The organism is Belnapia sp. F-4-1 (genome assembly GCF_000802185.1).
Lineage (GTDB): Bacteria > Pseudomonadota > Alphaproteobacteria > Acetobacterales > Acetobacteraceae > Belnapia.
Map to the genome: position 1 here is coordinate 3,273,925 of NZ_KN676113.1, position 24,672 is coordinate 3,298,596.

Consider the following 24,672-nt stretch of genomic DNA (forward strand, 5'->3'; position numbering starts at 1 on the left):
GCCGGAGTCCTCCACGGTCGGAAGCCGGCATGGCATCACGGCGTGCTGGCTGCCTGCAAGACCTCCCGCAGCCGCCGCTGGTCGGACGGGCAGACCTGGCCCAGCCGCTCATACTCGGCCCGGCTGTCGATCCGCCGGTGCGCCGCCTCGCGCGCCTCCCGCATCCCGGCCAGCGCCGGCTCGATCGCCTGCCGCAGCCCCTCCTGCAGCCCCGCCATGGCCACGTCGAAGGTCGCGTCCCGGCCCTCGGCGCGCAGCGCCCAGGCCTCGGTCGCCGCCCGCGCCTGCGCCGCCGCGGCGCGCAGCGTCCGCCGGTTCACCGCCACATGCCGCCTTTCATGCGCCAGCACTTCGCGCCACAGGCAACTGCCGCGCGGAATCTCGCCGGCGATGCGCACCAGATGCTCGCTCTGCACGAGGCCGAGCACGATCCTCGCCGGCCGCGCGCAGACCCCGCCGGCATCCTCGCGGTAGCGCGTCTCGATCTCGCTCTGCCAATCGACGCGGGAGGTGGTGAGCGCCAGGTGATGCAGGCCCGGGCTCCGCTTCTCGCCCGTCTCGACATGCAAGGCGTCGACGCCGAGCGCCTGGCTCACCACCGGCGCCGGATCCGAGACGGTCATGCGGATCTCCGGCCGGCCGGCCGGGCAGGGCGGCACCCCCTCGGCCTGCGCCGCTCCGGCCAGCAGCAGTAGCCCCGCCGCAAGCCGCCCCGTGCTCAGAGCCAGCCCTTGCGCTTGAAGTAGATGATCGGCAGCACCGCCGAGATCACCATCAGCCCGAGCGCCATGGGGTAGCCGAGGCTCCATTTCAGCTCCGGCATCACCTCGAAATTCATGCCGTAGATGCTGGCCAGCAGCGTCGGCGGCATCAGCGCGACGGAGGCCACGGTGAAGGTCTTGATGATGGCGTTCTGCTCGACATTGATGATGCCAAGCACCGCATCGAGCAGGAAGTTCGCCTTGCTGTTCAGGAAATTCGCATGCTCGACGAGTGAGCGCACGTCGCGCACCAGCGTCTTGATCAGCGGCTGGTTCTCGCGCCGCACCGCCGTCGCCTTCTCCGCGCCGACGAAGGTGAGGATGCGCGACAGGCCGAGCAGCGTCTCGCTCGCACGCGTCGTCACTTCACCCACCTGGCCCAGGGTGATGAGCGCCTCCTTCAGGTCGGCATCCTTGGCGCTCGCCTTCACCTTGGCGCGGGCCGTACGGAAGGCGGCCTGGCTGGCGCGGTCCATGTCGGCGGCGATGCGCTCCAGTATGTCCGCCAGCCGGTCCACCACCTGCTCGAAGAGATGCAGCATCACCCCGTCCGGCGTGGTCAGCAGCTGCACGGGCGTCCGCTGGCAGCGGGCGGAGAAGACGGCGAAGGCCTTCGGCGTCGCATAGCGCACCGTCACCAGCACCGCATTGCCGAGGACGAAGGTGATGGCGGTCGAGCCGAGCTCGCCCCCCTCGACGCCGTAGAGGAACGGCGCGGTGAGGAAGAGCGTGTCGTCCTCCTTGTAGAGGCGGGAGGAGCTTTCGATCTCCTGCATCTCCTCCCGGGTCGGGATCTCGAGGCGCAGTGCGTCCTGAACCTGACGTTCCTCCTCGGGCGTCGGGGTCAGCAGATCGATCCAGATTGCGCGGCCGAGGCTCTCGGCGGCCTGCGCACCCTCGCGCACGACGAGACGCCCGGCCTCGACGGTGTAGGTGGTCAGCATGATGGCTCCCCCGCCGGTCGGGACAGGGGGCTTCTACCCGCGCCGGCGCCTGGTGTCACGGGGGGGGCGCTGCCGCTGGTCCGCCCCTTGCTCACTCGCCGGTGGTCCGGAGGATTTGCCATGCTCAAGCGCGGTTTGCAGGTTTTGGCAGCAGGGTTCTGCCTCGCCCTCGGGCAATGGGTTCATCCGGCGCAGGCGGAGGGCTGGCCCGCCCGCCCCATCCGCATCGTGGTCGTCTTCCCGCCGGGCGGCGCCTCCGACATCGCCGCCCGCGTCCTCGGCGAGGCGCTCGCCCCGCGCCTTGGCCAGCGCGTCGTCGTCGACAACCGGCCCGGCGCCGGCGGGACGCTCGCCGCCGCCCATGTCGCCCAGCAACCGGCCGATGGCTATACGCTCATGCTGAGCAACACCGCTCCCATCGTCACCTCGCCCCCGCTCTACTCGCGGCCGGGCTATGACCCGCTGACCTCCTTCACCCATATCGCCTATATCGGCGCGACGCCGATGGTCGTCGTCACCAACCTCCAGGTGCCGGCGCAGGACCTGAAGGGGCTGCTGGCCTGGATGCGCGCCCAGCCGCAGCCGGTCACCTACGGCACCTCCGGCGCCGGCTCGGTCGGCCATGTGGTGGGGACGATGTTCACGCAGCAGACCGGCATCCCGCTGAACCATGCGCCCTATCGCGGCTCGCAGCCGATGCAGGCCGACCTGCTCGGCGGCTCCATTCCCCTTTCCTTCGACACCCTGCCGGAGAATGTCGAGAACATCCGCGCCGGGCGGCTGCGTGCCTATGCCGTGACAGCGCCGACCCGCGCCCCGAGCGTCCCCGAGGTGCCGACCGTCGGCGAGGCCGGCTTGCCGAACCTCCTCGCGCAGAACTGGCTCGGTCTGACCGGCCCCGCCAACCTGCCGCCGGAGGTCACCGTGCGCCTGCATGACGAGCTCAACCTCCTGCTCCAGACCCCAGCGATCCAGGAGCGCCTGGCCGGCGTCGGCATCATCACCGGCACCAGGACCCAGCCGGACTTCGCCGCCTATGTCGCCGAGCAGGTGAACACGATCGGCGCCGCCGTCCGCGCCATGGGCATCCGCAATGATTGAGGAGGAGGCCCTCCGCCACGCCATCGCCCTCCCGGCCGAGGCGGTGGCGGTGTTGGAGTCCCGGGCGAAGGGGTAACCTTCTTCGCCCGGAGGATGCCCTCACCATGCCGCCCAGCCTCGACTTCATCGCCGAAGCCCGCTTCGACGTCGCCGCCCCCATCATCCTTGGCCCCGGCCCGCAGGGCGAGCGGCGCGTCGTCCCGATCCTCGGCGGCCGCATCGCCGGGCCGCGGCTCGAGGGGGAGGTGCTTCCGGGCGGCACCGACCACCAGCTCATCCGTTCGGACGGCGTGACCGAGATCGTCGCCCGCTACACGCTCCGCCTTGTCGATGGCGCGCTGGTTCATGTGGTCAACAGCGGCCTCCGCCACGCGGCGCCGGAGGACATGGCCCGCCTGCTGCGGGGCGAGCCGGTGCCGCCCGAGCGCGTCTATTTCCGCACGACGCCGGTCTTCGAGACTGCCGTGCCCGCCCATGCCTGGCTGCACCGCCAGGTCTTTCTCGGCTATGGCGAGCGCCAGCCGAGCGCCGTCGTCATCCGTGTCTACGCCGCCTGACAGGCTATTCGATCGCCCGGAACCCCGTCGCCCGCACCACCTCCGCCCAGCGCGCCGTCTCCGCCCGCATCAGCGCGGCGAAGTCCCCCCGCCCGGCCGGCGAGAGGCGGAACCCGGCCTCCTGCAGGCGGATGCGAAGCGCCGGCGCCGCCATGGCCCGCAGCACCGCCGCCTCGATCTCGGCGGCAAGGGAGCCGGGAGTCGCTGCCGGGGCCACCAGCCCGAACCAGGCGCTGATCGAGAGCGCCGGCCGCCCCAGCTCCGCCATCGTGGGCACGCCGGGCAGCAAGGGGGAGCGCTCCGGCCCGGTCACCGCCAGCGCCTTCATCCGCCCTGCCTGCACATGCGGTGCGACCGCGGCGATGCTGCCGAACATGCCCTGCACATTGCCGTTCAGCAGCGCGGCCACAGCATCCGCCGTCGCGCGGAAATGCACCGCCTCGACCGTCACCCCCGCCGCCTGGCCGAGCATGGCGGCGGCGAAATGCCCGGGGCTGCCCGCGCCGAAGGTGCCCATGTAGAGCGCCCTCTGACCCTTTCCCCAGGCGAGGTAGCCGTCGAGATCGGCGGCCGGCAGCCCCGGCGGCACGACCAGGGCGAAATCCACCGAGGCCAGCTCGGCGACGGCGGTGAAATCCCGCGCCGGATCATAGGGCAGCCGGGCATAGGTGCTCGGCGCCATGGCGAGCTGCGCCACTTCGCCGAGCAGCAGCGTCGAGCCGTCGGGGGGCGCCGTCTTCGCCACTTCCTGCGCCGCAATCAGCCCGCCCGCGCCTGGCTTGTTGTCGACGACGATGCCGGCCGGCCAGGCCTCCTTCATCCCCTCCGCCAGCAGCCGCCCGAGCAGGTCGGGCCCCGTCCCGGCCGGGAAGCCGAGCAGGATGCGCAGCGGCCGGTCGGGCAGCGCGGCCCGGGCGGGGAAGGGGAGGGCGGCCGCGCCGGCGAGCACGGCACGCCGCCCCAAAGGGCGCTGGAACATGGACGGGACTCCCCCCGGGCGCCAGGCGCCTCGTTTCGTTGCCGGGAGAGCCAAGCAAAGCCGGCCGGGAGGGTCAACCGCTACCCGAAGGTCCCGAGCAGATCCTCCACCTGCGCTGCGGTCAGCTCGCGCGCACCTTGCCCGCGCAGCGTGAGGGCCAGCTTGGCGGCCTCCTCCAGCTCCTCCGCCGCATAGACCGCATCGTCGAGGGTCTTGCCACTGACAACCGGCCCGTGATTGGCCAGCAGCACGGCCCGCGCGTCCCGGGCGGCCGCGGCGATGGCGGGTTCCATCGCCGCGTCGCCCGGCCGGTAATAGGGCACGACCGGCAGCACCCGCCCGATGCGCATGACGAAATAGGGCGTCAGCGGCGGGATCGGCGCCGCCTCGCCGGGCGCGGCGAGGCAGGCGATCGCCGTCGCATGGGTCGAATGCAGATGCACCACCGCCCCCGCCTCCGGCCGCGCCTCGAGGAAGGCGCGGTGCATGAAGACCTCCTTCGACGGCTTGTCGCCGGAGACATGCCGGTACTCCCGGTCCAGCTTGCTGATCCGCGCCGGGTCGAGCCGGCCGAGGCAGGAATTGGTCGGAGTGATGAGGAAGCCGTCCGGCAGGCGGACGCTGATGTTCCCCGCCGATCCCACCGAGAAGCCGCGCCCGAAGAGCAGCCGCCCATGCGCCGCGATCGCCTCGCGGATCTCCTGCTCGCTCATTGGCCAAATGCCTTTAGGAAGAAGTCCCGCGCGCCGAAATTGCCCGACTTCAGGGCGAGATGCAGCCCCGGCACCTCGGCGAAGGTCCAGGGCACGCCCGGGTCAATCTCCGCCCCGATCCGGAGGCTCCGCACTCCGAGGCGCGACACGACGGCCCCCGAGGTTTCGCCCCCCGCGACCACCAGCCGCCCGGCGCCCTGCGCCACCAGCGCCTCGGCGATGCCGGCCAGCACCTCCTCGACCAGCGCCCCCGCCTTCTCCCGACCGAGCCGGGCCTGCAAGGCCTGCACCTTCTCGGGCGGCGCGGAGGCCGCGATCACCACCGGCGCCTCGCCGAGCTTGTCCCCCGCCCAGTCCAGCGCCTGCCGTTGCAAGGCCGCGACATCCGGCGTGGCGAGCACGTCGAGCTCCAGCGTATGCGCATGATCCCGCGCATAGCCGATCTGCCCGAGCGTCGCCCGCGAGCAGGAGCCGGCCAGCACCACCGCATGCCCCCGCATCGGCGGCAGCTCCGCCGCCCCGGCGCCGCGCTCCGGCAGCAGCCCCTCGCGGCGGAAATTCGCCGGCAGCCCCATCGCCACGCCGGAGCCGCCGGTGATCAGCGCATGCCCCGCCGCCGCCTCGCCGATGGCAAGGAGATGGGCGTCGGTCACTGCATCGACGATCGCATAGCGCCGCCCGCCCTCCTTCAGCCCGGTCATGGCGCGGCGGATCGCCACCGCGCCCTGCTCGACCGTGGCGAAGGGCACCAGCCCCACCGTCCCATCCGTCTGCCGCGACAGCACGCGGACCAAGTTGGCATCCCGCATCGGCGTCAGCGGATGGTTCTCCATGCCGCTCTCGTTCAGCAGCGCGCCGCCGACGAAGAGGTGCCCCTGGTAGACCGTCCGCCCATTGGTCGGGAAAGCCGGGTTGGCCAGGGCGAAGCCGCAATCCAGCCGCCGCACAAGCGCATCCGCGACCGGGCCGATATTCCCCGCATCGGTGCTGTCGAAGGTCGAGCAGTACTTGAAGAAGATCTGCCGCGCGCCCGCCCGCAGCAGCGCCTCGCAGGCGGCGAGGCTCTCGCCGACCGCCTCGGCGACGGGTGCCGTCCGCGACTTCAGTGCGACGATGACGGCATCCGCCTCCGGCAGGGGGCCGTCCGGGACGCCGATCACCTGCACCGCCGTCATGCCGCCCTTCACCAGCGTATTGGCGAGATCGGTGGCGCCGGTGAAATCATCGGCGATGCAGCCGAGCAGCGGCATGGAATCCTCCCTCAGATCGCGGTTCCGTCTTTCCGACGGTAATGGAACCGGCCGGCCTCATCGGCCTCGCCGATCAGGTCGTCCTCCGGGTAGGTCACGCGGTCAAGCGCCGTGCGGTCCCCGATCTCGAGCACAAGCACATCTTCGGCCGTCCGGTTCACCAGCCGATGCGCATCGTCTGTCCCGGCCGGGAAGCCGGCACACATGCCGGGCGAGAGCTGCGTCTCCCCCACCTCCGTCACCAGCACCGGACGGCCTTCCAGCGCGTGGACGAACTCGTCCTGCCTTGAGTGCGCATGCCGCATGGAGGAGGCCGCGCCCGGCGCCAGCCGCGTCAGGTTCACCCCGAAGTTGCCGAGGCCGAAGAAATCGCTGAGCGGCCGCTTCTCCCGCCCCTCCAGCTTCACCGCGAGGCCGGGCGGGAAGCCCGCCGCCCGCGGCGGCACCGGCGCCTCGCTGGCCTTGATGGCGATGAGTCGCTTCGCCATGGCTCAGCCCCGTCCCTTCGGCAGCGCCAGCACGTCCCGGTGCCCGATACGCACGGCGAGGTTCCGCCCCGCCACCTGGTCGAGCCGCGCCTCCATCCAGGCCTCGATCCGCCGGTCGCCGCGCCGGTCCTGCTGCCGCGCCGCCTCCGCATGCCCCATCACGAGCTCGGAAAGAAATCGCCCCGCCGCCTCGCGCATCCCCGGCATCGGCGCGACGCCGCGCCCACGCACCATCCAGTCGCTCGAGGCGCTCCGGACCTCGAAGCCGTGCGCTCCGAACGCCTCCGCGATCACCCCCGGCGCCCTCGCCCCGAGCGCAACCCCGGAGAAACCCTTGTCGCGCCCCTGGTCGCGGCGGAACCCTGCTGCCACCACATGATCGGCCGGATGCGGCGGCAGGAAGCGCTCCCGCCCGTCGACGCAGAGCGCGGCGTAGAAGGGCACCCGCAGCGCCCCCGCCATCCGTTCCACCCAGCCGCGCGAGACGAGATCGGCCAGCGCCGAGCAGACCACCGCATCGGCATTGGCGAGCGGCAGCCCGCGCGGCGCCTCGGCCAGGTCGGCGATGACCGTCTCCACCCGCCAGGCCCCGCCCGGCGCGTGGACCAGCAGCGTCCGCTTGTTGGGGAAGGAAACGGTGTAGCCCACGGCCTCCGCCCGGTCGGCGATGGTGTCGTAGGCCGCCTCCAGCAGCTCCCGATCCGCATCCACCAGGGTCCAGGCCTGGGCCCGCCCGAGCCGGGGCGCGATGAAGCGCAGCAGGCTGCCCGTGCCTGCGCCGAGGTCGAGGAAGCGCGGCCGTGCCGGCAGCCGCGCCAGCAGCCGGTCCACCAATGCCTCGTTGCGCGCCATGGCATCGAAGGGCTCACGCAGGTCGAGCCAGTCGAGATCGAAGGCCTCGGTCATGCCCGCCCCACCTCGCTGAGGAAGGCCGCCGCCCGGTCATCCCAGCGCGGCAGGCGCTGCCCCGCCGCCCAGGCCGCTTCCGCCATCGCCTGGCGCAGCTCGGTGTCGAAGAGCACCCGCCGCAGCGCCTTGGTCAGCGAGACGGCGTCCCCCGGCGGCGAGACGCTTCCCGCCTCCAGCGGCACGAGATCGCCAAGCGCGCCGCCCGCGGTGACGGAGACCGGCAGGCCGCGCGCCAGCGCCTCGGCCACCGCCATCCCATAGCCTTCCCACCGCGAGGCGAGGGCGAAGACATCCGTCCGGTCGTAGAGCGCCTCCAGCGCCGCCCCCGTCACCTCGCCGGCGAATTCGACCCGCTCCGCGAGCCCCAGCTCCTCGGCCAGCGCCCCGAGCCCCGCGGCATGGACCGCATCCCGCGCCGCCCCGACGATGGTGAGCCGCCAATCCACATCCGGGATGCCGGCCAGCGCGCGCAGCAGCAGGTCATGCCCCTTGCGCGGGATCAGCGTCCCGACCGAGAGCACCGCCACCCCGGGCCCACCCGAGCCCCGCGCCCGCGGCGCCGGGTCGGTCCCCGGCTCGACCACGCCGACCCGCCCGGCCTCCACCGCGAAATCCCGCACCAGCCGGTCCGCCGTCAGCCGCGAGGTTGCCACCAGCCGCGCCATCCGCGGGAACAGCCCACCCTCGATGGCCCGCAGCGCCTCCCGCTGCGCCGTTTCGCCCTCGAGCGCGGTTGGATGATGGATCAGCGCCACCGCCCGCCGCGCCACCAGGGTATCAGCCAATGGCGCGAAGGCCGGCAGGCCCAGCCCGTCGATGATGATCCGCGCGCCCTGCGGCAGCGCATCGAGCGCTGCCCGCGCCGACGCTTCGGCCTCGGCATCCGGCAGCGGATGCCGGCCCGCCAGCTCCACCACCTCGACCGTCTCGCCGAGCGCCCGGAAGCCCTCGACCAGCCGCCGGTCGTAGCCGTACCCGCCCGAGACCGTCCCGAACGGCCCTGGCACCAGCAGGGCGATGGACGGATTGCCGGACCGATTCAGCGCTTCGGTGCTCGATTCCGGTTCCGCCCTCCGCGCATCGGGCCCGTTCACGCCACCGGCCCCTCATAGGCCGCCCATGCATTCGGGCTTTCCCGCAGCAGCACCTTGAGCCCCGTCACATTCGCCGCCTGCGGCCCAAGCTTTCCCGCCCTCAGCGCCGCCACCAGCAGCCCATGGATGTGCTGGCAGAGGAATTCGGTCGTCGTGTTCAGCCCGGCGAATTCCGGCTCCGCATCCAGGTTCCGGTAGTCGAGCCCGTCCAGCGCGCGCCGCAGCTCCACCTTGGCGAGCCCGATATCGACCAGCAGGTGCAGCGCATCGAGCCGCTCGGCGCGGAACTCCGCCTCCACCGCGAAGGTCGCCCCGTGCAGCCGCTGCGCCGGGCCGAATTCCGCCCCGCGGAAGCTGTGCGCCACCATGATGTGGTCGCAGACGGTCAGGCTGAACATGTCGGGTCACTCACCATAGAGGATCGTCGGGCAGGGCCAGATGGCCTCCCCCTCCAGCAGCCCGGGCAGGGCTTCCGGCAAATCGTCGAAGCGGACCGGCGGCGCCAGCAGCGCGTCGAGCCGCGCATCCTCCAGCAAGGCGAGGGCGAGCGCCAGCCGCTCCGCATGGGTCCTGCGGCCGCGCATCGCCGGCGCCACCTGCCCGACTTGGCTCGAGACGAGCGAGAGCCGCCGCGCATGGAAGGCCTCGCCGAGCGGCAGGCTCACCGGCCGGTCGCCATACCAACTTGCCTCGACGATACGCGCCTCGAAGGCCGCCCGCTCCAGCCCGAGCCGCAGCCCGGCCGGGTTGCCGCTGGCATGGATGACGAGCTCCCATCCCTCGGCCACGGCCTCCGGTGCCGCGAAGCCGGCCCCGAGCGAGGCCGCCAGCCCCGCCCGCGCCGGATCGGTATCGCAAAGCACGGCCTCCACCCCGGGGATGCGCCCGAGCAGCGCCGCCACCAGCAGCCCGACCACGCCCGCGCCGATGACGAGCACCCGCTCCCCCAGCACCGGCCGCGCATCCCAGAGGATGTTGAGCGCCGTTTCCATGTTGGCCGCCAGCACCGCGCGCAGGTCCGGCACGCCATCGGGGACGGGGATGCACATCGGGGCCGGCGCGACGAAGCGCTCCTGGTGGGGGTGCAGGCAGAAGACCCGCCGGCCGAGCAGCGCCGCCGGCCCGGCCTCCACCACGCCGATGGCAGCGTAGCCGTACTTGACGGGGAAGGGGAAACCACCCGCCATCAGCGGCGCCCGCATCGCCCCCCACTGGCTCTCCGGTACCCGGCCGCCGAGCACCAGCCGCTCCGTCCCGCGGGAGAGCCCGCTCGCCGACATCCGGACCAGCGCCTCGCCCGGCCCGGGCGGGGGCACCCGCTCCTCGCGCAGCGCCGCCTGGCCTGGCGCGACGTACCACAGGGCCCGCGCCATGGTCCCGGCCGTCACCGGCAGACCCCGGGCCGCGCCCGGTCGAGCGCGATGTCGAACAGCACGTCCGGCGGCAGGGCATGCACCGTCCAGCCGAAGCGGAGCCCGTCGGCGATGCGCGCCGCCTCGGGCAGGGTGAAGGCGGGGATGCCGGAGCCCAGCAGCACCGGCGCCACCGTCACGTGCAGCCGGTCGAGGCAGCCCGCCGCCAGGAAGCGGCTGACCGTGACCCCGCCGCCCTCGACGAAGATCCGCCGCAGGCCCCGCGCCGCCAGCGCCGCGAGGACGGCCGGCACACTCAGCCCGCCATGCGCCGGGTCGCGCGGTAGCCGGACCACCTCGGCGATGCCCAGCCTGTCGCCCCCCGGCGCATCCCCGGCCACCAGCAGCAGGGTCGGCGGCCCCTCCCGGAACACGCGGTACTTCGGGGACAGCCGCCGTTCGGTGTCGAGCACGACCCGTACCGGGTCGGGCCCGACGCATTCCCGCGTCGTCAGCCTCGGATCGTCATGGCGGATCGTCCCGGCGCCCACCACCACGGCATCGCAGAGCGCCCGCAGCCGGTGGGTGTGGAGGATGTCTCCCTCGCCCCCGATCCATTGCGAGGAGCCGGAGGCGGTGGCGATCCGCCCGTCCAGGGTCTGCGCCAGCCTCCCGACTACCATGCAGCCATCGGCTGCCTGGGGCGGCGCCAGCAGCGGCCCGAACAGCGCGCCGAGAGTGCCGGGCGGCGGTGGCGCGCCGCTCGCGCGCACCTCCAGCATCTCTTCCCAATCCCGAATCCCGACCAGTCCGTCCATGGCCCTGCGACCATGCCGGAAGCGCAGCGCCCGCGCCAGCGCAACGAAGAATGCAAGGATTTCGTAACGAAACTCGGCGATGGTTGATTGTTGTAACCAGGATCAGCCGATGCGCCATCCCTTCCGCCGCTCGCGCGAGCTCGCCACCCAGATCGCGGCACTCGACGCCCTGCGGGCCAATGTCATGGTCGCCGACCAGGATCTCACCATTGTCTATATGAATCCGGCGGTCATGGCGCTGATACGGGAGGCGGAGGCCGATCTGCGCAAGGAACTCCCCCGCTTCCGCGTCGACCAGCTGATCGGCAGCAACATCGACGTATTCCACCGCAATCCCGGCCACCAGCGCCGCATGCTCGCCGCGCTGGACAAGCCCCATGCCGCCACCATCCGCGTCGGCTCCCGCGTGCTCGACCTGCTGGTCACGCCGCTCTTCGATGGCGGGACGCGCATCGGATTCGTGGTCGAGTGGGCCGATGCGCGGGAGCGCCTGCTCAACCTCGATTATGCCGGGCAGATGACGGCGCTCGGCCGCTCCCAGGCAGTCGTCGAATTGAGCGTCGACGGCACCATCCTCAACGCCAACGAGAACTTCCTTCGCGCCATGGGCTACACGCTGGAGGAGGTGTGCGGACGCCACCACAGCATGTTCGTCGAGCCGGCGCTGCGCGACAGCCCCGACTACATTGCCTTCTGGGGGAAGCTCCGCGCCGGCGAGTATGTGGCGGCGCAATTCCGCCGCGTCGGCAAGGACGGGCGCGAGGTCTGGATCGAGGGGGCCTATAACCCGATCCTCGATATCCATGGCAAGGTAGCGAAGGTGGTGAAATTCGCCACCGACATCACCGTGCAGATGCGCCTCCTCGCCGACCTCAAACTGCTCATCGACCGCAACTTCGCCGAGATCGACAACGCCATCGCGCGCTCGACCGACAGCGCCCGTACCGCCACCAGTGCCGCCGGCCGTACCGCCGAGGAGGTCAGCTTGGCAGCCGGCGGCGTGGAGCAGCTTGCAGCCTCCATCAACGAAATCGCCGAAAGCATGACCCGCTCCCGCGCCGCCACCGAACGCGCTTCGGACCAGACCGCAAGCCTGGCCGAAACCACCGGCAGCCTTGCCCAGGCGGCGCAGGCCATGGGCGGCATCGTCGGGCTGATCCGCACCATCGCCAGCCAGATCAACCTCCTCGCGCTCAATGCGACGATCGAGGCCGCCCGCGCCGGCGAGGCCGGCAAGGGCTTTGCCGTGGTGGCGAGCGAGGTGAAGAACCTCGCCGTCCAGGCCGCCAAGGCGACCGAGCAGATCTCGGCCGAGATCGACGGCATCCAGTCCACCTCCACCAGCGTCGCCGGCGCGCTGGAGGCCATCCGCGAGGCGGTGGCGACGGTGCTCGACAGCGTCACCCTGACTGCCGCCGCGGTCGAGGAGCAGAATGCCGTGACACGCAGCATGGCCGAGACCATGCGCAACGCGACGGAGACCGTGTCGAGCGTCTCCGACAGCATGGGCGAGATCACCGATGCAGTGCAGGAGGCCAGCGCTGCCGTCGGCAAGACCAAGCAGGCGGCGCAGGTGTTGGTGCGCTGACCCTTATTGTGGCTCCACGCCGAGCTCCCGCAGGATCCGCCCGTAATTGGCGTGTTCCTCCCGGATCATCTGCGTCAGCGCCTGCCGCGGCAGGAAGCGCACCGGGCTGGCGCTGCTCGCCAGCACCCGCTGCACCGCCGGCTCGTCGAGCGCAGAGCGGCAGGCGGCCTCCAGCCGGTCGAGCACCGGCGCCGGCGTCCCCCGCGGCGCATAGATGCCGACCTGGGAGAATTGCAGCGCGTCGATCCCCTGCTCGCGCGCCGTCGGCACCTCGGGGAAGCCCGGATGCCGGTTCTCCGAGAAGACCGCGAGCATCCGCATCCGCCCCGCCCGCACCAGCTCGGCAACCGAGCTGACGATGGCCGCCGAGAAGTCGATCCGCCCGGCCAGCGTGTCGTTCACATGCGGCGCCTCGCCACGATAGGGGATGTGGTTCATCTCCACCCCCGCCGCGCGCTGCACCCGCCAGACCGCCAGCTGCGGCAGCGAATTCGGCCCCGGGCTGCCGAAGCTCAGCGGCCGCCGCCGCGCCTCCGCCACCAGGCCGGGCAGGTCGCGGATCGGGCTGTCCGCCCGCACCGCGACGGTGATGACGTTCTCGTTCGTCCCGCAGACGCCTTCGAAGCTCTCCGGCCCGATCCCGGCATCGCGCAGCAGGTGGGGCTGCACGACGATCGCCGTCATTGGCGTGTGGCCGAGGGTGTAGCCATCCGGCGCCGCCCCCGCGACCACCCGCATGCCGACCACGCCCGAGGCGCCGTCCCGCGTCGTCGGCACCAGCGCCTGGCCGAGCGCGCGCTGGACATGCTCCCCCATCGCCCGGATCAGCACATCGGCCGCGCCCGGCGAATAGGGCATCACCATGGTGATGGGCCGCTCCGGATACTCCGCCCACGCCGCGCCGGATCCGGCCAGCAGGGCGAGCGCCGCCAGCAGCGCCCTCATTGCGGCCACTCCGGCGCCGGCACCACCTCGGCCCGGCACTCGCCGAAGCCGATGGCCACCGCCCCCGGCGCCTCCGCCCGCGCCCGGAAGATCACCGCGTCGCCATCCTCGAGGAAGCCGCGCCTTTCCCCATTCGGCAGGGTGAGCGGCCCCTCCAGCATGATCTCGGCGAGGCAGGCCCGCGCCCCCGGCTCCGGCCCCGAGCAGGTGCCGCTGCCGAGCAGGTCGCCCGGCAGCAGGTTGCAGCCATTGGAGGCGTGATGCGCGACGATCTGCGCCGGCGTCCAGTACATACCGGCGAAATCGGTGGCCGTGATCCGCGCCGGCCCATCTCCCGCCCGCCGCATCGCTGCCGTCTCCAGCCAGACTTCCATGGCGATGGCGAGGCCGTGCCGCCCCGCGCCCCGCAGATGCGCCGGCACCGGCCCATCCTCGCCCGGCCGCGCCGCCGGCTCCGCGGCGAAGGGCGCCAGCGCCTCGGCCGTCACCACCCAGGGCGAGACCGTCGTCGCCATGCTCTTGCCGAGGAAGGGACCGAGCGGGACCATTTCCAGGAACTGGATCTCCCGCGCCGACCAGTCGTTCAGCAGCCCATAGCCGAAGAGCCGGTCGCCAGCCTCCCGCATCGGCACCGGCCGGCCGAGCGCATTCTCGCCGGCGATCCAGATCGCCAGCTCCAGCTCGAAATCGAGCCGCCGTTCCGGGCCGAAGCTGACGGTGCCATCCGCCTCGCCCCGCTGCCCGTTCGGCCTGACCACCGGCGCCCCGCTGATCGAGAGCGAGGAGGCGCGCGAGTGATAGGCGACCGGCAGATGGGCGAAGGCCGGCGGCAGCGGCGCCGCCGGATTTTTGCGCGCCCCGAGCCGCGCCGAATGGTCGCGCGACACCATGAAGTCGGTGAAATTGCCGACCGCCGCCGGCAGGTGCATCCGCGCCTCCGCAATCGGCACCAGCAGCCGCGTGGCCTCCGCCTGTCCCCGGCCGCCGGCGGCGAGCAGGGCCGAGACCGCCGCCCGGAGCCGCGCCGAGGCGGCCCGCCCCCGCGCCATCAGCGGATTGAGCACCGGCCCCGCCACCAGCCCGGCGAGATCCTCCGGCAGCAGACCCAACTCTCCGGCCGCCCGGAGGTCGAGCACTTGGTCACCAATGGCGACGCCTGCGCGCGGCATGTCCCCCGGCCGGGAGAAGGTCCCAAGAGGCAGGTTCTGGATCGGGAATTCCGTGCCCTCCGACGCCGCCACCCAGGAGCGCAGCGCGGGATCATGCGTCGCATCCATCATCGCGCCATTCGTCCTATTCGGCGACCATCTCGCCGGAGCCGCCAAACTCCTTGGGGAAGTCGCGCAGCTTCGGCAGCCCGTCCCGCATCGGCAGCACCGTCTCGGCATAGTTCACGTGCAGCTGCGGTGCGAAGGGCAACTCCGGCAGAGTGGCCGCAAAGACGTCGATGGCATTGAGCGGCGGGTGCCGCGCCATGAGATGCCCGCCGCAGAGCCGGCAATACTGCCGGTGGCTCATCTCCGTTTTGGCGAAGGTGGCGACATGCTCCGCCCCCTTCACCACCTCGACCGCCTCCGGTGCCCAGATGGTGAAGGAATTGACCGGCCCGCCCGACCAGGACCGGCAGGAGCGGCAGTGGCAGTAGCCCATCGCTTGCGGCGCCCCGCTGACCCGCAACTCGACGGCGCCGCAGAAGCAGGCCCCGTGATAGGTACCGTTCATGATCGTTCCTCCCATGTAGCGCACGCATCCTGCGGCGCCCGTGAGAGGAGGGGAAGCTAAAGCCGCACCGCCTCGGTCTGGAAGTGGTCGGCGGCGCTGCGCTGGAACTCGGTGTCGAGCACCACTGCCGCGGCGATGGCGAGGGCGGCGGCCGCGACGAGGCCGGCGAGGAAGGCTTTCACGGCGAATCTCCCGGGTTGATTGCGCTTGCGGGTCCTATGGGTCCGCTGGAGGCCGAAGACAAGAGCCGCTCCGCCTCCGCCAAGTCCTCCGGCGCATTGGCGTTGAAGAAGGGATCGACCGACACGGCCGGCCATTCCGCACTGGCGCAGCCGAAGCGCGCCGTCCAGCGATCGATCTTCTTCTCGCCGGCCAGCAGCGCCGCACGCAATTGGTCCCGCAGCGCGATCGGCCAGAGCGCCACCGGCGGATGGGTCCAGCCCCCCGAGGCGGCGCAGGCCATCGGCACCCCCGCTGCCCGCCGCGCCGCCTCCAGCCGCACGAGCAGGTCGCCCGGCAGAAAGGGGCAATCGCCCGGCACGGAGAGAACGTCGACGGCCCCAGGCCGCGTGGACGCCGCCCAGTCGAGCCCGGCCAGCACCCCGGCCAGCGGCCCCGGATGGTCGGGCAGCGGGTCGGCCACCACCGGGAGCCCATAGGCGGCGAAGCGCGCCGGGTCGCCATTCGCACTGAGCGCGAGGCCCGCCACCTGCGGCCGGATACGCGCCAGCACATGGTCGAGCAACGGCCGCCCGCCGAGCAGCCGGAGAGGCTTGTCGCCACCCCCCATCCGTCGCGCCAGCCCGCCGGCCAGCACCACCGCGACGGTGCTACTCATCCCGGCTGTTCTTCCGCCAGTGCCTCGCGCTCTCTTCCTCGACATAGGCAAGGTCGGCATCGAAGACGATCCGCTCCTCCCCCGCGAGGGCGGTGAAGCGCCGGCCCTTGCAACGCCCGATCAGCATCACGCCCGCCTCCCGCGCCAGCTCCACCCCCCAGGCGGTGAAGCCGCTGCGCGAGACGAGGATGGGGATGCCCATCCGCACCGCCTTGATGACCATCTCCGAGGTGAGGCGCCCGGTCGTGTAGAAGATCTTGTCCTCCGGCGCGCAGCCGGCGCGGAACATCCAGCCCGCGATCTTATCCACCGCGTTGTGCCGGCCGACATCCTCCATATAGACCAGCGGCCGGTCCCGCTCGCAGAGCGCGCAGCCATGGATGGCGCCGGCTTCCAGGTAGAGCGTCGGCAGCGTGTTGATCCGGTGCAGCAGCCGGTAGAGCCAGGAAGTGCGCAGCTCCGCCGGCGGCAGCCGCCGCGCGGCGAAATCCTCGAGCAGGTCGCCGAAGGCGGTACCCTGGGCGCAACCGCTGGTCAGCGTCTTCTTCTTCAGCTTCTCCTCGTAGTCGGTGCGCCGCTCCGTGCGCACGACAACCACGCCGAGATCCTCGTCATACTCGACGCCCTGCACCACGTCGTCCCGCCGCAGCATCCCCTGGTTCAGCAGGTAGCCGAGCGCCAGATCCTCCGGGCGGTCGAGGATCGTCATCATGGTGACGATCTCCTGCCCGTTCAGAAAGAGCGTCAGCGGCCGTTCCACGGTGACGCTCGCCTCGACCCGCGCCCCGGTCTGGTCGGTGCCCGCGACGCGGCGGGTGAGGCGCGGATCGGCGGGATCGGGCTGGACGAGAAGCGGCGGTTCCATGGCCGGAAGGTGAGGGGCCCTGGCCGCCGGCGCAACCCGCCCTGCCTCCCATACGTTGCCGGTCCGAAGGAGAGACCGATGCCCAGCTATGAATTCCCGGCCGAGGCCGGCCTGCCCGCCCCGGGCACTGCGGCCGAGGCGATCACCTCCCATCTCGACCGCATCGGCCTGCCGCATCAGGGCATCCGCGTCGCGCGCCAGGGCGACCGCGTCACGCTCGAGGGCCAGGTCGCGGATGGCGAGGCTGCCGAACTGCTGGTGCTGGCCGTCGGCAACCTCCAAGGCGTCGCCCGGGTCGAGGACAAGATGACCCCGGCCCATACGCCCGGCCTTCTCGACAGCCTCGGCGCCTTCGCCAAGCTTCCGGCCGGTGCCGCCAGCACGGAAGCCGCGGAAACCGCCATCCACCAGGCGCAAATCGAAACCGGCACCCGCTTCGGCCCCGGCCGCAGCCTCTTCCATACCATGCAGCCTGGCGAAACCCTGGCGACGCTCGCCGCCCGGCACCTCAACGGCGACGAGCGCCGCCTGCTGGACGCCAATGCCCCGATCCTCGGCGGCAGCCTGCCCGGCCCGGGCATGGTGATCCGCATCCCGCCGGCCTGATCGCCAATCCACTTAGCGTTCGTCGTCCCATGCCCTAAGAACGGGCATGGGCACCGAGATCGAACGCAAATTCCTGGTCACCTCCGAGGCCTGGCGCGCCGAGGCAGGCCCGGGCACGCGCCTTCGCCAGGGCTACCTCCATGCCGGCACGCCGGTGGTGCGCATCCGCCAGGCCGGCGAGTTGGCCTTCCTGACCATCAAGGGGCCCGGGCTGCTCGCCCGCGCCGAGTTCGAGTACCCGATCCCGCCCGAAGATGCGGAGGCGATGCTCGCCTCGCTCTGCGCGCCCCCGATCATCGACAAGACCCGGCATCGCATAGCCCGCGACGGGCTGACCTGGGAGATCGACGAGTTCGCCGGCCACCTCGCGGGGCTCGTCCTCGTGGAGATCGAGCTGGCGAGTGCCGACCAAGCTTTCGACCGCCCCGGCTGGCTTGGTGATGAGGTCACCGACGACCCGCGCTACCAGAACGCCGCCCTCTCCCGCGCCCCCGGCCCGCCTGCCTGATCGCCCCCTTGCCTCAGTACATGGACAGCAGAGCCGGCTGCGGCTTCGCCCGGAGGCGGCCATCCATGACCTTCTCGATGGCCCGTACCAGGTGATTGATCTCGAAAGGCTTCAGCACCAGGGCGAGCGGGCCGGTCTGGCCCGAAAGCAGGACCTCTCGCCCGTTGGAGGGGAGGAAGCCGGTCATCACCACCACGGGCAGGTCCGGGCGCTGGGTGCGGAGGCGGGGGATCAGCTCCCACCCCGTCATCCGCGGCATGGCCAGGTCGGTAACCAGCACGTCGAAGCCATGGACCTCCGCCAGGCGCAGGGCCTCCTCGCCATCCGAGGCGAGGAGCACGTCATAGCCGAGTTCGGTCAGGACATCCTCGACGACCATGGCGGCGAGGGGTTCATCCTCCGCCACCAGGACGCGTATCCCGTTGCGTGCTTCCAGCGCCTGATCCATCGCCGCCTCGTTTCACCGACGTTTCAACCTGGCATGGAAGCCGGGATGACGGAACGCCTACCGGTGATATAGAGCAAGCTCGCTGACGGCGGCTTCAAGTTCCGTTGAGGTCGCCAGTTCAGCTTCGGATGTGATGGACCCACGACAAGCGGCCAACGCGTAGGGAAAGCGGTCAGACCGCCATCCGGTACTCCTTCGCCCGTGGCTCCACGTTGGCTGGCGGGACGCCGAGCCGCGTGTAGAGATCGGCAAGGCGGTCGGCATAGCGCTCCGCGCTGAACAGGGCGGCACGGTCTGGGCCGGCCTGGGCTAGGCGGGCACGCAACAGCTCGTCCCGGTCCATGGCCTGGATCGCCTGGACCAGCGCCGAGATGTCGTAGGGGTCTATGGTCAGGGCGGCATCGCCCACCACCTCCGGCATGGAGGCGGTGTTCGAGGTGATGACCGGCGTACCCAACAGCATCGCTTCGAGGGCGGGCAGGCCGAAGCCCTCGTAGAGGGAGGGGAAGAGCACTGCCTGCGCGCCACGGATCAGGTTCACCAGCAGGCGGAAGGGGGCGTAGTCGAGCAGAATGACCTTGTGCGGGGTGCGGAGCGTCATGCCCTCCTGCACCAGGTAGCGGATGTGGTCGTCGAACATCAGCTGGAGCTCCTCCTCCGACTTCCAGGCCTTCTTGCCGACGATGACGAGCGGGCCCTCGACCCCGCTGGCGAGGAAGGCCTGGATCATCCGTCCGACATTTTTCTTGGGCTCGATGGCGCCGAAAAAGAGCCAGTAGCTGCCGGCCTCGAGGCCGAAGCTGCCCTGCACCTCGGCAGCCACCTGATGCATCGGCACCTCGGAGAACTTACGGGGAATATCGACGGCCTGGTAGGTGTTGGTGATGCGCTCCTCCGGCACCCCGAGGAGGTTGACGATGTCCCGCTTCGAGGCTTCGGAGACGGTGACGATATGGTCGGCGTGCTGACCGAGGCGGCGGTTCAGGCGGAAGTAGCGGCGCTTGTTGTCGAGGCTGGTGTAGGGCAGATGCAGCGGCACCAGGTCGTGCATCGTGTAGATGTTGCGTGCGCCCTGGGCACGCAGCGGCAGCGGATAGATCCAGTGCATCAGCTGCGGCCGGTCAGGAATCGCCACCCGCAATTCGCGGCCGAAGATGCGGAAATGCGCATGGGCTTGCTGGAACAGGTCCTGGGTGTTCCAGATCTCGTCGAAATGCGGCAGCCGGTCGCGGAAGGTCGTGGCGATGACCTGCCCGGTGATCGGCACCGGCACGGCCACCTCACCGAAGGGCGCGCGCAGCATGCGCTTCGCCCGGCGCAGGGCGACCAGCCATTTCGGCGGGGCGCCGACGCGCTCGTCGAAGAAGGCGATCCCGCGAATCAGCGGGTTGAGCGAGGGGGCGGCGCGAGTGCCGTAAAGTACGCCGACCTCAGCGCCGAGCGCGCCCATGGCCAGGCTGAGGTTGCGCGCATAGGTAGCGACTCCGGTGCCTTGGCCGAGGGCGAGGTTGTAGCCGTCGAGGAAGAGGCGGGGCTGGGGCTTGGATGTCATGCGGAAGCCTTGCGGGTCGGAGGCATGGTTTCGACATGCACAGAAAGTTGAAGAGGAATAAAGGGACCTGGCATTTCCGAAACCTTCATCTCCCCTCTGATATCCCTTTTGGCGCGTTGAAGTGGGGTATCTTATCGCGCAGCTGGTTCGGGAGCCTGATGTGGCACAGTCCTCGGGAAGGGTTATTGGCCTCGCGGCCGCTGACGCCGCCCTCCCGTTGCGCAGCGCGGTGGCTGTCGGGATGGTGGATGTCGCGGTTCTCTTGTTGCGCGCAAGCGCCGTCCTGTTGCTGACGTCGCCCATCTTCGTTCTGTTGCTCGCATTCTCTTGAGCGAAAGCCGCCAATAGGAGATACCGCTCCCGCAGCAGCGGGTAACCGTAGGCTGATTTGAGCAAGCGGTGGGAGCCTTCGGGTGGATATCGTAGCCTGGAGCGGTGTTGCCGGCACCGCGACCGACCCAGACGACATCCTTGGCCAGGCCGATGCCCTGCGCGACAGCCGCGCCTGGGCCGAAGCCGCTACCACCTACGCCGCCGTCCTGCGCCTGCGCCCGGGGACTGGCCGATCCGCGTCCAGTACGGCCATTGCCTGAAGGATGCTGGGGATCCGCACGCGGCCTTGCTCGCTTACCGCGAGGCGGAGCGGCAGTGCTCCGGGGATGCCGACATCCATCTCCAGATCGGCCATGCGTTCAAGCTGCTCGGCCGGCAGGAGGAAGCGCTTGAGGAATATGCCAGGACACTGACTCTCGACCCGGCCAGTGACGCCGCACGGACCGAGCTGATGGCACTCCATGCAGAGCCGATGGAGGCTGAGGCGCCGGTCGCAGTGGCGCCGGTCGCAGTGGCGCCGCAGGCGGTGGTGCCGGTGGACATGCCGGCCGGCGCAGGGTCGGTGCTCTACGACGCCTCCGACCTGCTCGATTATTTCCGGCACAACCGCGCCCCGACCGACATCCAACGGGTGCAGCTCAACATCATCCGCGAGGCACTGGCGGCAGCGGATCCGGGCGGCGTCGCCATCGTCGGCTTCGATGCTCGCCTCGGCACGTGGAAGCCGCTGGCGCCGGCGCTGTTCCTGCGCCTCGCGGCGCTATCGCATGAAGGCAGCGCGGTCGAGGACCCGGCCTGGCAGGCGGCTCTGCGGGAGGTCGAGGCGACGTTGCGGGAGGCCGGGCCGCTTGAGGCGCCCGCCGGGGCCAGCCTAGTCAATCTCGGCAGCTCCTGGTGGATTCCCGACTACCTGCGGGTCGTGCGCCAAGCCCTGGCGCGCTCCGGCCTGCGCTACATCCCCTTCATCCACGACTGCATACCCCTGCTGGTGCCTGAGCATTGCTCGAGCGGACTGGTTGATGAATTCGCGCGTTGGTTCGCCTCGGTCTGCCTGCATGCCGATGCGGTGCTGGCCAACTCCGAATGCACGCGAGCGGATTTCCGGCGGGCGCAGCGGCGGCTGCTGCCGGGCCTCGAGATTCCCACCTTCACCGTCCCGCTGGACGCCGCCGATCCGCTGGCCGGTGGGGGCGCCCTGCCGCCGCTGCTGCGCTCGGGCCGGCCCTACGTGCTCTTCGTCGGCACCATCGAATCGCGGAAGAACCACCTGCTCGCCTTCAACGCCTGGCTCAGCCTGGTGCGGCGGCACGGGGCGGAGGCCGTGCCGGACCTCGTCTGCGTCGGCAAGCAGGGCTGGCTGGCCGAGGCGGCGCTGCAGCTCCACCGCAACTCGCCTGCGCTCCGGGCCAAGGTGCATCTGCTGCACGGCGTGCCGGACAGCGAACTGGGCGCGCTCTACCGCGGCTGCCTCTTCACCCTCTACAACAGCTTCTACGAAGGCTGGGGGCTGCCGGTGACGGAGAGCCTCGCAGCCCGGAAGGTGCCGCTCGTGCCGAACCACTCCTCGCTGCGCGAGGCGGGGCGGGATTGCGCCGTCTATTTCACTCCGCAGAGCGAGCCCGATCTGGTGGCGAAGCTGGAGCAGCTGATCTTCGAGCCGGGCTTCCGGGCGGAGCGCGAGGCGGCGCTGGCCGAAGCTCCGCCGCCGCGGCGCTGGGCGGAGGTCGCGGCCCAGCTTCAGTCCCTGGTCCGCGAGGCAGGGCGCACGCGCCTGCCCCCGCCGCGGGAGCGCCTGGCCTGCCGCCTGGGCGAGGTGCATGCGCTGCGCCTGCTGCCCGGGCCGGAGCCGAGCCTCGCCATGGCGACCGCCGATGTGCTGCGCGAGGGCGAAGCCTGGCATCGGCTGGAAGATTGGGGCGTCTGGACCAGCCCGGGGCAGAGCCTGCTGCGCCTGCCGCTGGAGGCGGAGGCCGAGGCCGGCCGGCTGCGGATCTATCTCGAACTGGTGGCGCCGCCGGAGGCCATGGCCTTCCGCATCCGAGCCGGGATGCGGGGTGGCGCGCCGGGAGCCTTCCGCGAGGTAGCCGCTGCGGCGGGCGAAGCGCTGTTCTGCATGCTCGAAATCGAAGCGGTCGCGGCGGCGAGATCGAGGTGGAGATCGAGTCCGACCACGGCGTCACGCTGCCGGACGGGCGGCAGGTCGCCATCGGCCTGCGCAGCCTCAGGGCCTGCCGGCGAGATGATGTCGTGGCGCGGCTCGACTATCTGGAGCGCGCGACGCTGCCGCGGATGGTCGCCGTCTGAGGCAGGCTTCGCCGCGCGGGTATGAAAAACCCCTCCCGGGCGCTCTCCCGGGAGGGGTTTTTCGTCAGCCCTCTCCGCTCAGAGGAAGATGCGGGTCGAGACGGCGATCTGGTAGAGCAGGCCAAGCAGGTCGCTGCCGATCTGGAAGGCCTTGGGATCGAGCCTGGGCAGGACGATCAGCTCATCACCCGGGCGTGGGCCCTCCTGCGGGTCCAGCACGAGCTCGCCGCTGGCACGGCGGATCATGATCGAACCCTCGCTGCCGCGCGGGGTGAAGCCGCCGGCGGCGCGGACGTAATCCCGGAGCCGCATCTCCTGCCGCCAGATGACCGCATGCGGCGCCGTGACCTCGCCGGCCACCAGCACCGTCTGCGAACGCTCGGGGATGACGATCACATCGCCATCCTCCAGCCGGATCGGCGCGCAGCGGCCGTCGCGGTCGGTGACGACGACGCGGCCTTCCGGCTGGGTGCGCCGCGCGCGCTGGATATAGGAGGAGACGAGATTGGCCTCGCTCGCCCGGATCGCGGCGACGCCGGTGGTCGGCGAGACCGCGAGGAAGAGCTGCCGCTCGAGCCGATCAAGCGCCTCGTCGATCGCGCGGCGCTGCTGCTGGGCGACCGAGGGGCGGAGGAGCAAGACGGAGCGGGTATCGGCCAGCACCGGGTCCACCGCGATGTGGTCGAGCAGCTGGCAGAGCTGGGTGTCGCGCTCGGCCACCAGCACCGAGGGGCCGATCCGGCTACCCTCGACGCTGACGCGCACCGTCCGCGCCGGGCTGTCGGTGATGAAGGTGACGGTGTCCTGGTCCGCCAGGACCTGGCCGGCGAGCTCGGCCAGCGTCGCATAGCGCGAGAAGGGCTGGCCGCTGCGGCTGCCACGGACCACGGCATTGGTGGCGGAGGGGAGGGGCCGGGCATAGTCGATCAGCTCCCGCCCCGTCATGGCGCGGCCGGGCACCTCGAAGAAGTAGTTGTTGCGCACCGCGCCATCGGCGCCGACCACGGCGCGCTGGCGGGCGACGACGATGGTGTCGCCCTCCTGCACCCGCACCTGCGGCAGGGTGCCTTCCATCAGGAAGCGGTAGAGATCGACATTGGCGACGCTGCGTCCGCCGCGCTGGATGCTGATCTCGCGGTAGGAGCCGCGGCCGGGATCGACACCGCCGGCGCGGACCAGGAAGTCGATCACGCTGTCCGCCGCCGAGCCGCCGAAGCGGCCGGGGGTGCGGACGAAGCCGGTGACGAAGACGCCGATGCGCTGCGTGGACAGCAGCACGGCATAGACCTGGACCTGGCTGGTGTAGACCTTCCGCACCTCGCTCTCGACCACGCGCTGGATGTCACCCGCACGGGTGCCGGCGACGCGGATCGGGCCGATATTCGGCAGAAAGAGATTGCCGGAAGGATCGACGACGCCCACCGCCTCCGCCTCGACGGCGCCCCAGACGCGGAGGGAGACGCGATCGCCGGGAACGATGACGTAATTCGGGTTGGGCGCGCCGGAGACGGCGGTCGCCTCCCGGGTGAAGAGGCTGGCGCCGAAGACGGCTGTGACGCCGGCGCCACGCTGGCCGTCTCCGAGCGGGCCGATGGCAACCGGGCCGCCCTCCGACTCAGTCACCTAGCCCGGACGGGAGACGACGCGCTCCGAGCCCAGCAGGTTCGGCAAGGTCTGCACCACGCCGCTGCTCGGCGCCGCCATGCCGGCCCGGTTCTGCGCGGCGAGGCTGGCATTCGACTGGTTCAGCAGTTGCTGTTGCTGGCTCGACTGCCAGGCCTGCAGCGGGGTCTGCGCCGCGGCCGGCAGGCTTGCGAGCAGGGCGGCGAGAAGGGCAGGGCGCATCCGATCAGGCCGCATGTTAGCGCATCCCGGCGACCAGCAGCCAGGCCAGCCCATAGGCGACGGAAAGGGAGAGGAAGATGTAGAGCACGGTGAGGGTCGCCTTCGGGTAGCGGGCATATTCCGCTAGGTTCGGCTCGACGACGCGTAGCAGG

The 24,672-nt window shown here is 71.3% G+C and carries 28 protein-coding genes; 7 read left to right on the plus strand and 21 right to left on the minus strand.

The features are described 5' to 3' along the window. Positions 1 to 35: 35 nt before the first annotated feature. Positions 36 to 623 carry a hypothetical protein gene (locus LH62_RS15440; RefSeq protein WP_043362710.1) on the minus strand — a complete coding sequence of 196 codons (588 nt, stop codon included), beginning with the start codon at positions 621 to 623 and terminating at the stop codon, positions 36 to 38. Between the two features lie 95 nt (positions 624 to 718). After that, complete coding sequence (gene corA / locus LH62_RS15445) at positions 719 to 1,705, minus strand: magnesium/cobalt transporter CorA (protein WP_043362712.1); 987 nt, start codon at positions 1,703 to 1,705, stop codon at positions 719 to 721. Between the two features lie 120 nt (positions 1,706 to 1,825). On the opposite strand from corA, the gene LH62_RS15450 reads away from it, so the two are divergent. Both LH62_RS15450 and LH62_RS15455 read left to right on the plus strand, forming a co-directional pair. Then, complete coding sequence (locus LH62_RS15450; RefSeq protein ID WP_043365908.1) at positions 1,826 to 2,806, plus strand: tripartite tricarboxylate transporter substrate binding protein; 981 nt, start codon at positions 1,826 to 1,828, stop codon at positions 2,804 to 2,806. Positions 2,807 to 2,910: 104 nt separating this feature from the next. Continuing rightward, complete coding sequence (locus LH62_RS15455) at positions 2,911 to 3,363, plus strand: DUF3237 domain-containing protein (protein WP_043362714.1); 453 nt, start codon at positions 2,911 to 2,913, stop codon at positions 3,361 to 3,363. A gap of 4 nt (positions 3,364 to 3,367) precedes the next feature. Here LH62_RS15455 and LH62_RS15460 read toward each other — a convergent pair whose 3' ends face one another. From LH62_RS15460 to LH62_RS15500, 9 genes are all read right to left on the minus strand, one after another. Further along, entirely contained in the window at positions 3,368 to 4,342 is a 975-nt protein-coding gene (locus LH62_RS15460; protein WP_043362717.1) for a tripartite tricarboxylate transporter substrate binding protein, read from the minus strand. 80 nt (positions 4,343 to 4,422) lie between these two features. After that, positions 4,423 to 5,055: an aldolase gene (locus LH62_RS15465; RefSeq protein WP_043362719.1), complete on the minus strand. Its 633-nt coding sequence runs from the start codon at positions 5,053 to 5,055 to the stop codon at positions 4,423 to 4,425. Then, a complete protein-coding gene (otnK, locus tag LH62_RS15470; RefSeq protein ID WP_043362721.1) occupies positions 5,052 to 6,305 on the minus strand; it encodes a 3-oxo-tetronate kinase in 1,254 nt (417 codons plus the stop codon). Before otnK ends, LH62_RS15465 begins: the two co-directional genes overlap by 4 nt. An 11-nt stretch (positions 6,306 to 6,316) precedes the next feature. Next, positions 6,317 to 6,793: a cupin domain-containing protein gene (locus LH62_RS15475; RefSeq protein WP_043362724.1), complete on the minus strand. Its 477-nt coding sequence runs from the start codon at positions 6,791 to 6,793 to the stop codon at positions 6,317 to 6,319. A 3-nt stretch (positions 6,794 to 6,796) separates the two neighbouring features. Next, positions 6,797 to 7,699 (minus strand): class I SAM-dependent methyltransferase, encoded by a 903-nt coding sequence (locus LH62_RS15480; protein ID WP_043362726.1) that lies wholly within the window; start codon positions 7,697 to 7,699, stop codon positions 6,797 to 6,799. Further along, positions 7,696 to 8,796 (minus strand): glycosyltransferase family 4 protein, encoded by a 1,101-nt coding sequence (locus tag LH62_RS15485; RefSeq protein ID WP_236552559.1) that lies wholly within the window; start codon positions 8,794 to 8,796, stop codon positions 7,696 to 7,698. Before LH62_RS15485 ends, LH62_RS15480 begins: the two co-directional genes overlap by 4 nt. Then, a complete protein-coding gene (locus LH62_RS15490; RefSeq protein WP_043362728.1) occupies positions 8,793 to 9,194 on the minus strand; it encodes a 6-carboxytetrahydropterin synthase in 402 nt (133 codons plus the stop codon). The genes LH62_RS15485 and LH62_RS15490 overlap by 4 nt, the downstream gene beginning before the upstream one ends. 6 nt (positions 9,195 to 9,200) lie before the next feature. After that, on the minus strand, positions 9,201 to 10,169 hold the full coding sequence (locus LH62_RS15495; protein WP_043362730.1) for a zinc-binding alcohol dehydrogenase: 969 nt from the start codon (positions 10,167 to 10,169) through the stop codon (positions 9,201 to 9,203). Positions 10,170 to 10,180: 11 nt separating this feature from the next. After that, positions 10,181 to 10,930: a RibD family protein gene (locus LH62_RS15500; RefSeq protein ID WP_043362732.1), complete on the minus strand. Its 750-nt coding sequence runs from the start codon at positions 10,928 to 10,930 to the stop codon at positions 10,181 to 10,183. 145 nt (positions 10,931 to 11,075) lie between these two features. On the opposite strand from LH62_RS15500, the gene LH62_RS15505 reads away from it, so the two are divergent. Continuing rightward, a complete protein-coding gene (locus tag LH62_RS15505) occupies positions 11,076 to 12,554 on the plus strand; it encodes a PAS domain-containing methyl-accepting chemotaxis protein (RefSeq protein WP_043362735.1) in 1,479 nt (492 codons plus the stop codon). 3 nt (positions 12,555 to 12,557) lie between these two features. Here LH62_RS15505 and LH62_RS15510 read toward each other — a convergent pair whose 3' ends face one another. The 6 genes from LH62_RS15510 to fdhD are packed head-to-tail and all read right to left on the minus strand — an operon-like array spanning position 12,558 to position 16,924. Beyond that, positions 12,558 to 13,499 (minus strand): tripartite tricarboxylate transporter substrate binding protein, encoded by a 942-nt coding sequence (locus LH62_RS15510; RefSeq protein WP_052214546.1) that lies wholly within the window; start codon positions 13,497 to 13,499, stop codon positions 12,558 to 12,560. Then, positions 13,496 to 14,779, minus strand: a complete 1,284-nt coding sequence (gene fahA / locus LH62_RS15515; protein WP_043362738.1) for a fumarylacetoacetase — start codon at positions 14,777 to 14,779, stop codon at positions 13,496 to 13,498. The genes LH62_RS15510 and fahA overlap by 4 nt, the downstream gene beginning before the upstream one ends. Before the next feature lie 13 nt (positions 14,780 to 14,792). Next, on the minus strand, positions 14,793 to 15,221 hold the full coding sequence (locus LH62_RS15520) for a GFA family protein (RefSeq protein ID WP_043365913.1): 429 nt from the start codon (positions 15,219 to 15,221) through the stop codon (positions 14,793 to 14,795). 56 nt (positions 15,222 to 15,277) lie between these two features. Continuing rightward, a complete protein-coding gene (locus LH62_RS32395) occupies positions 15,278 to 15,403 on the minus strand; it encodes a hypothetical protein (RefSeq protein WP_255359996.1) in 126 nt (41 codons plus the stop codon). Further along, entirely contained in the window at positions 15,400 to 16,059 is a 660-nt protein-coding gene (gene mobA, locus LH62_RS15525; protein WP_052214547.1) for a molybdenum cofactor guanylyltransferase MobA, read from the minus strand. Before mobA ends, LH62_RS32395 begins: the two co-directional genes overlap by 4 nt. Continuing rightward, the gene (fdhD, locus tag LH62_RS15530; protein ID WP_043362752.1) at positions 16,052 to 16,924 is read right to left on the minus strand and encodes a formate dehydrogenase accessory sulfurtransferase FdhD; all 873 of its coding nucleotides are present in this window, start codon (positions 16,922 to 16,924) and stop codon (positions 16,052 to 16,054) included. The genes mobA and fdhD overlap by 8 nt, the downstream gene beginning before the upstream one ends. Positions 16,925 to 17,002: 78 nt before the next feature. On the opposite strand from fdhD, the gene LH62_RS28465 reads away from it, so the two are divergent. Together LH62_RS28465 and LH62_RS15540 are read left to right on the plus strand one after the other, a co-directional pair. Next, a complete protein-coding gene (locus LH62_RS28465; RefSeq protein ID WP_052214548.1) occupies positions 17,003 to 17,530 on the plus strand; it encodes a BON domain-containing protein in 528 nt (175 codons plus the stop codon). 46 nt (positions 17,531 to 17,576) lie between these two features. After that, positions 17,577 to 18,038, plus strand: a complete 462-nt coding sequence (locus LH62_RS15540) for a CYTH domain-containing protein (RefSeq protein ID WP_043362754.1) — start codon at positions 17,577 to 17,579, stop codon at positions 18,036 to 18,038. A gap of 13 nt (positions 18,039 to 18,051) precedes the next feature. On the opposite strand, the gene LH62_RS15545 is transcribed toward LH62_RS15540, so the two are convergent. Together LH62_RS15545 and LH62_RS15550 are read right to left on the minus strand one after the other, a co-directional pair. After that, complete coding sequence (locus LH62_RS15545) at positions 18,052 to 18,486, minus strand: response regulator (RefSeq protein WP_052214549.1); 435 nt, start codon at positions 18,484 to 18,486, stop codon at positions 18,052 to 18,054. 172 nt (positions 18,487 to 18,658) lie between these two features. Continuing rightward, complete coding sequence (locus LH62_RS15550; RefSeq protein WP_043362756.1) at positions 18,659 to 20,038, minus strand: glycosyltransferase family 1 protein; 1,380 nt, start codon at positions 20,036 to 20,038, stop codon at positions 18,659 to 18,661. Between the two features lie 413 nt (positions 20,039 to 20,451). Between LH62_RS15550 and LH62_RS15560 the strand changes: the two genes are divergently transcribed. Together LH62_RS15560 and LH62_RS28470 are read left to right on the plus strand one after the other, a co-directional pair. After that, entirely contained in the window at positions 20,452 to 20,631 is a 180-nt protein-coding gene (locus LH62_RS15560) for a hypothetical protein (protein WP_043362762.1), read from the plus strand. 26 nt (positions 20,632 to 20,657) lie between these two features. Next, the gene (locus tag LH62_RS28470; protein WP_052214550.1) at positions 20,658 to 22,700 is read left to right on the plus strand and encodes a glycosyltransferase family 1 protein; all 2,043 of its coding nucleotides are present in this window, start codon (positions 20,658 to 20,660) and stop codon (positions 22,698 to 22,700) included. Between the two features lie 53 nt (positions 22,701 to 22,753). Here the strand turns inward: LH62_RS28470 and LH62_RS15570 are convergent, their stop codons facing one another. Both LH62_RS15570 and LH62_RS32030 read right to left on the minus strand, forming a co-directional pair. After that, on the minus strand, positions 22,754 to 24,298 hold the full coding sequence (locus LH62_RS15570; protein ID WP_052214551.1) for a polysaccharide biosynthesis/export family protein: 1,545 nt from the start codon (positions 24,296 to 24,298) through the stop codon (positions 22,754 to 22,756). Then, positions 24,299 to 24,535: a hypothetical protein gene (locus LH62_RS32030; RefSeq protein ID WP_043362765.1), complete on the minus strand. Its 237-nt coding sequence runs from the start codon at positions 24,533 to 24,535 to the stop codon at positions 24,299 to 24,301. It lies immediately after the preceding gene. Between the last annotated feature and the right edge of the window lie 137 nt (positions 24,536 to 24,672).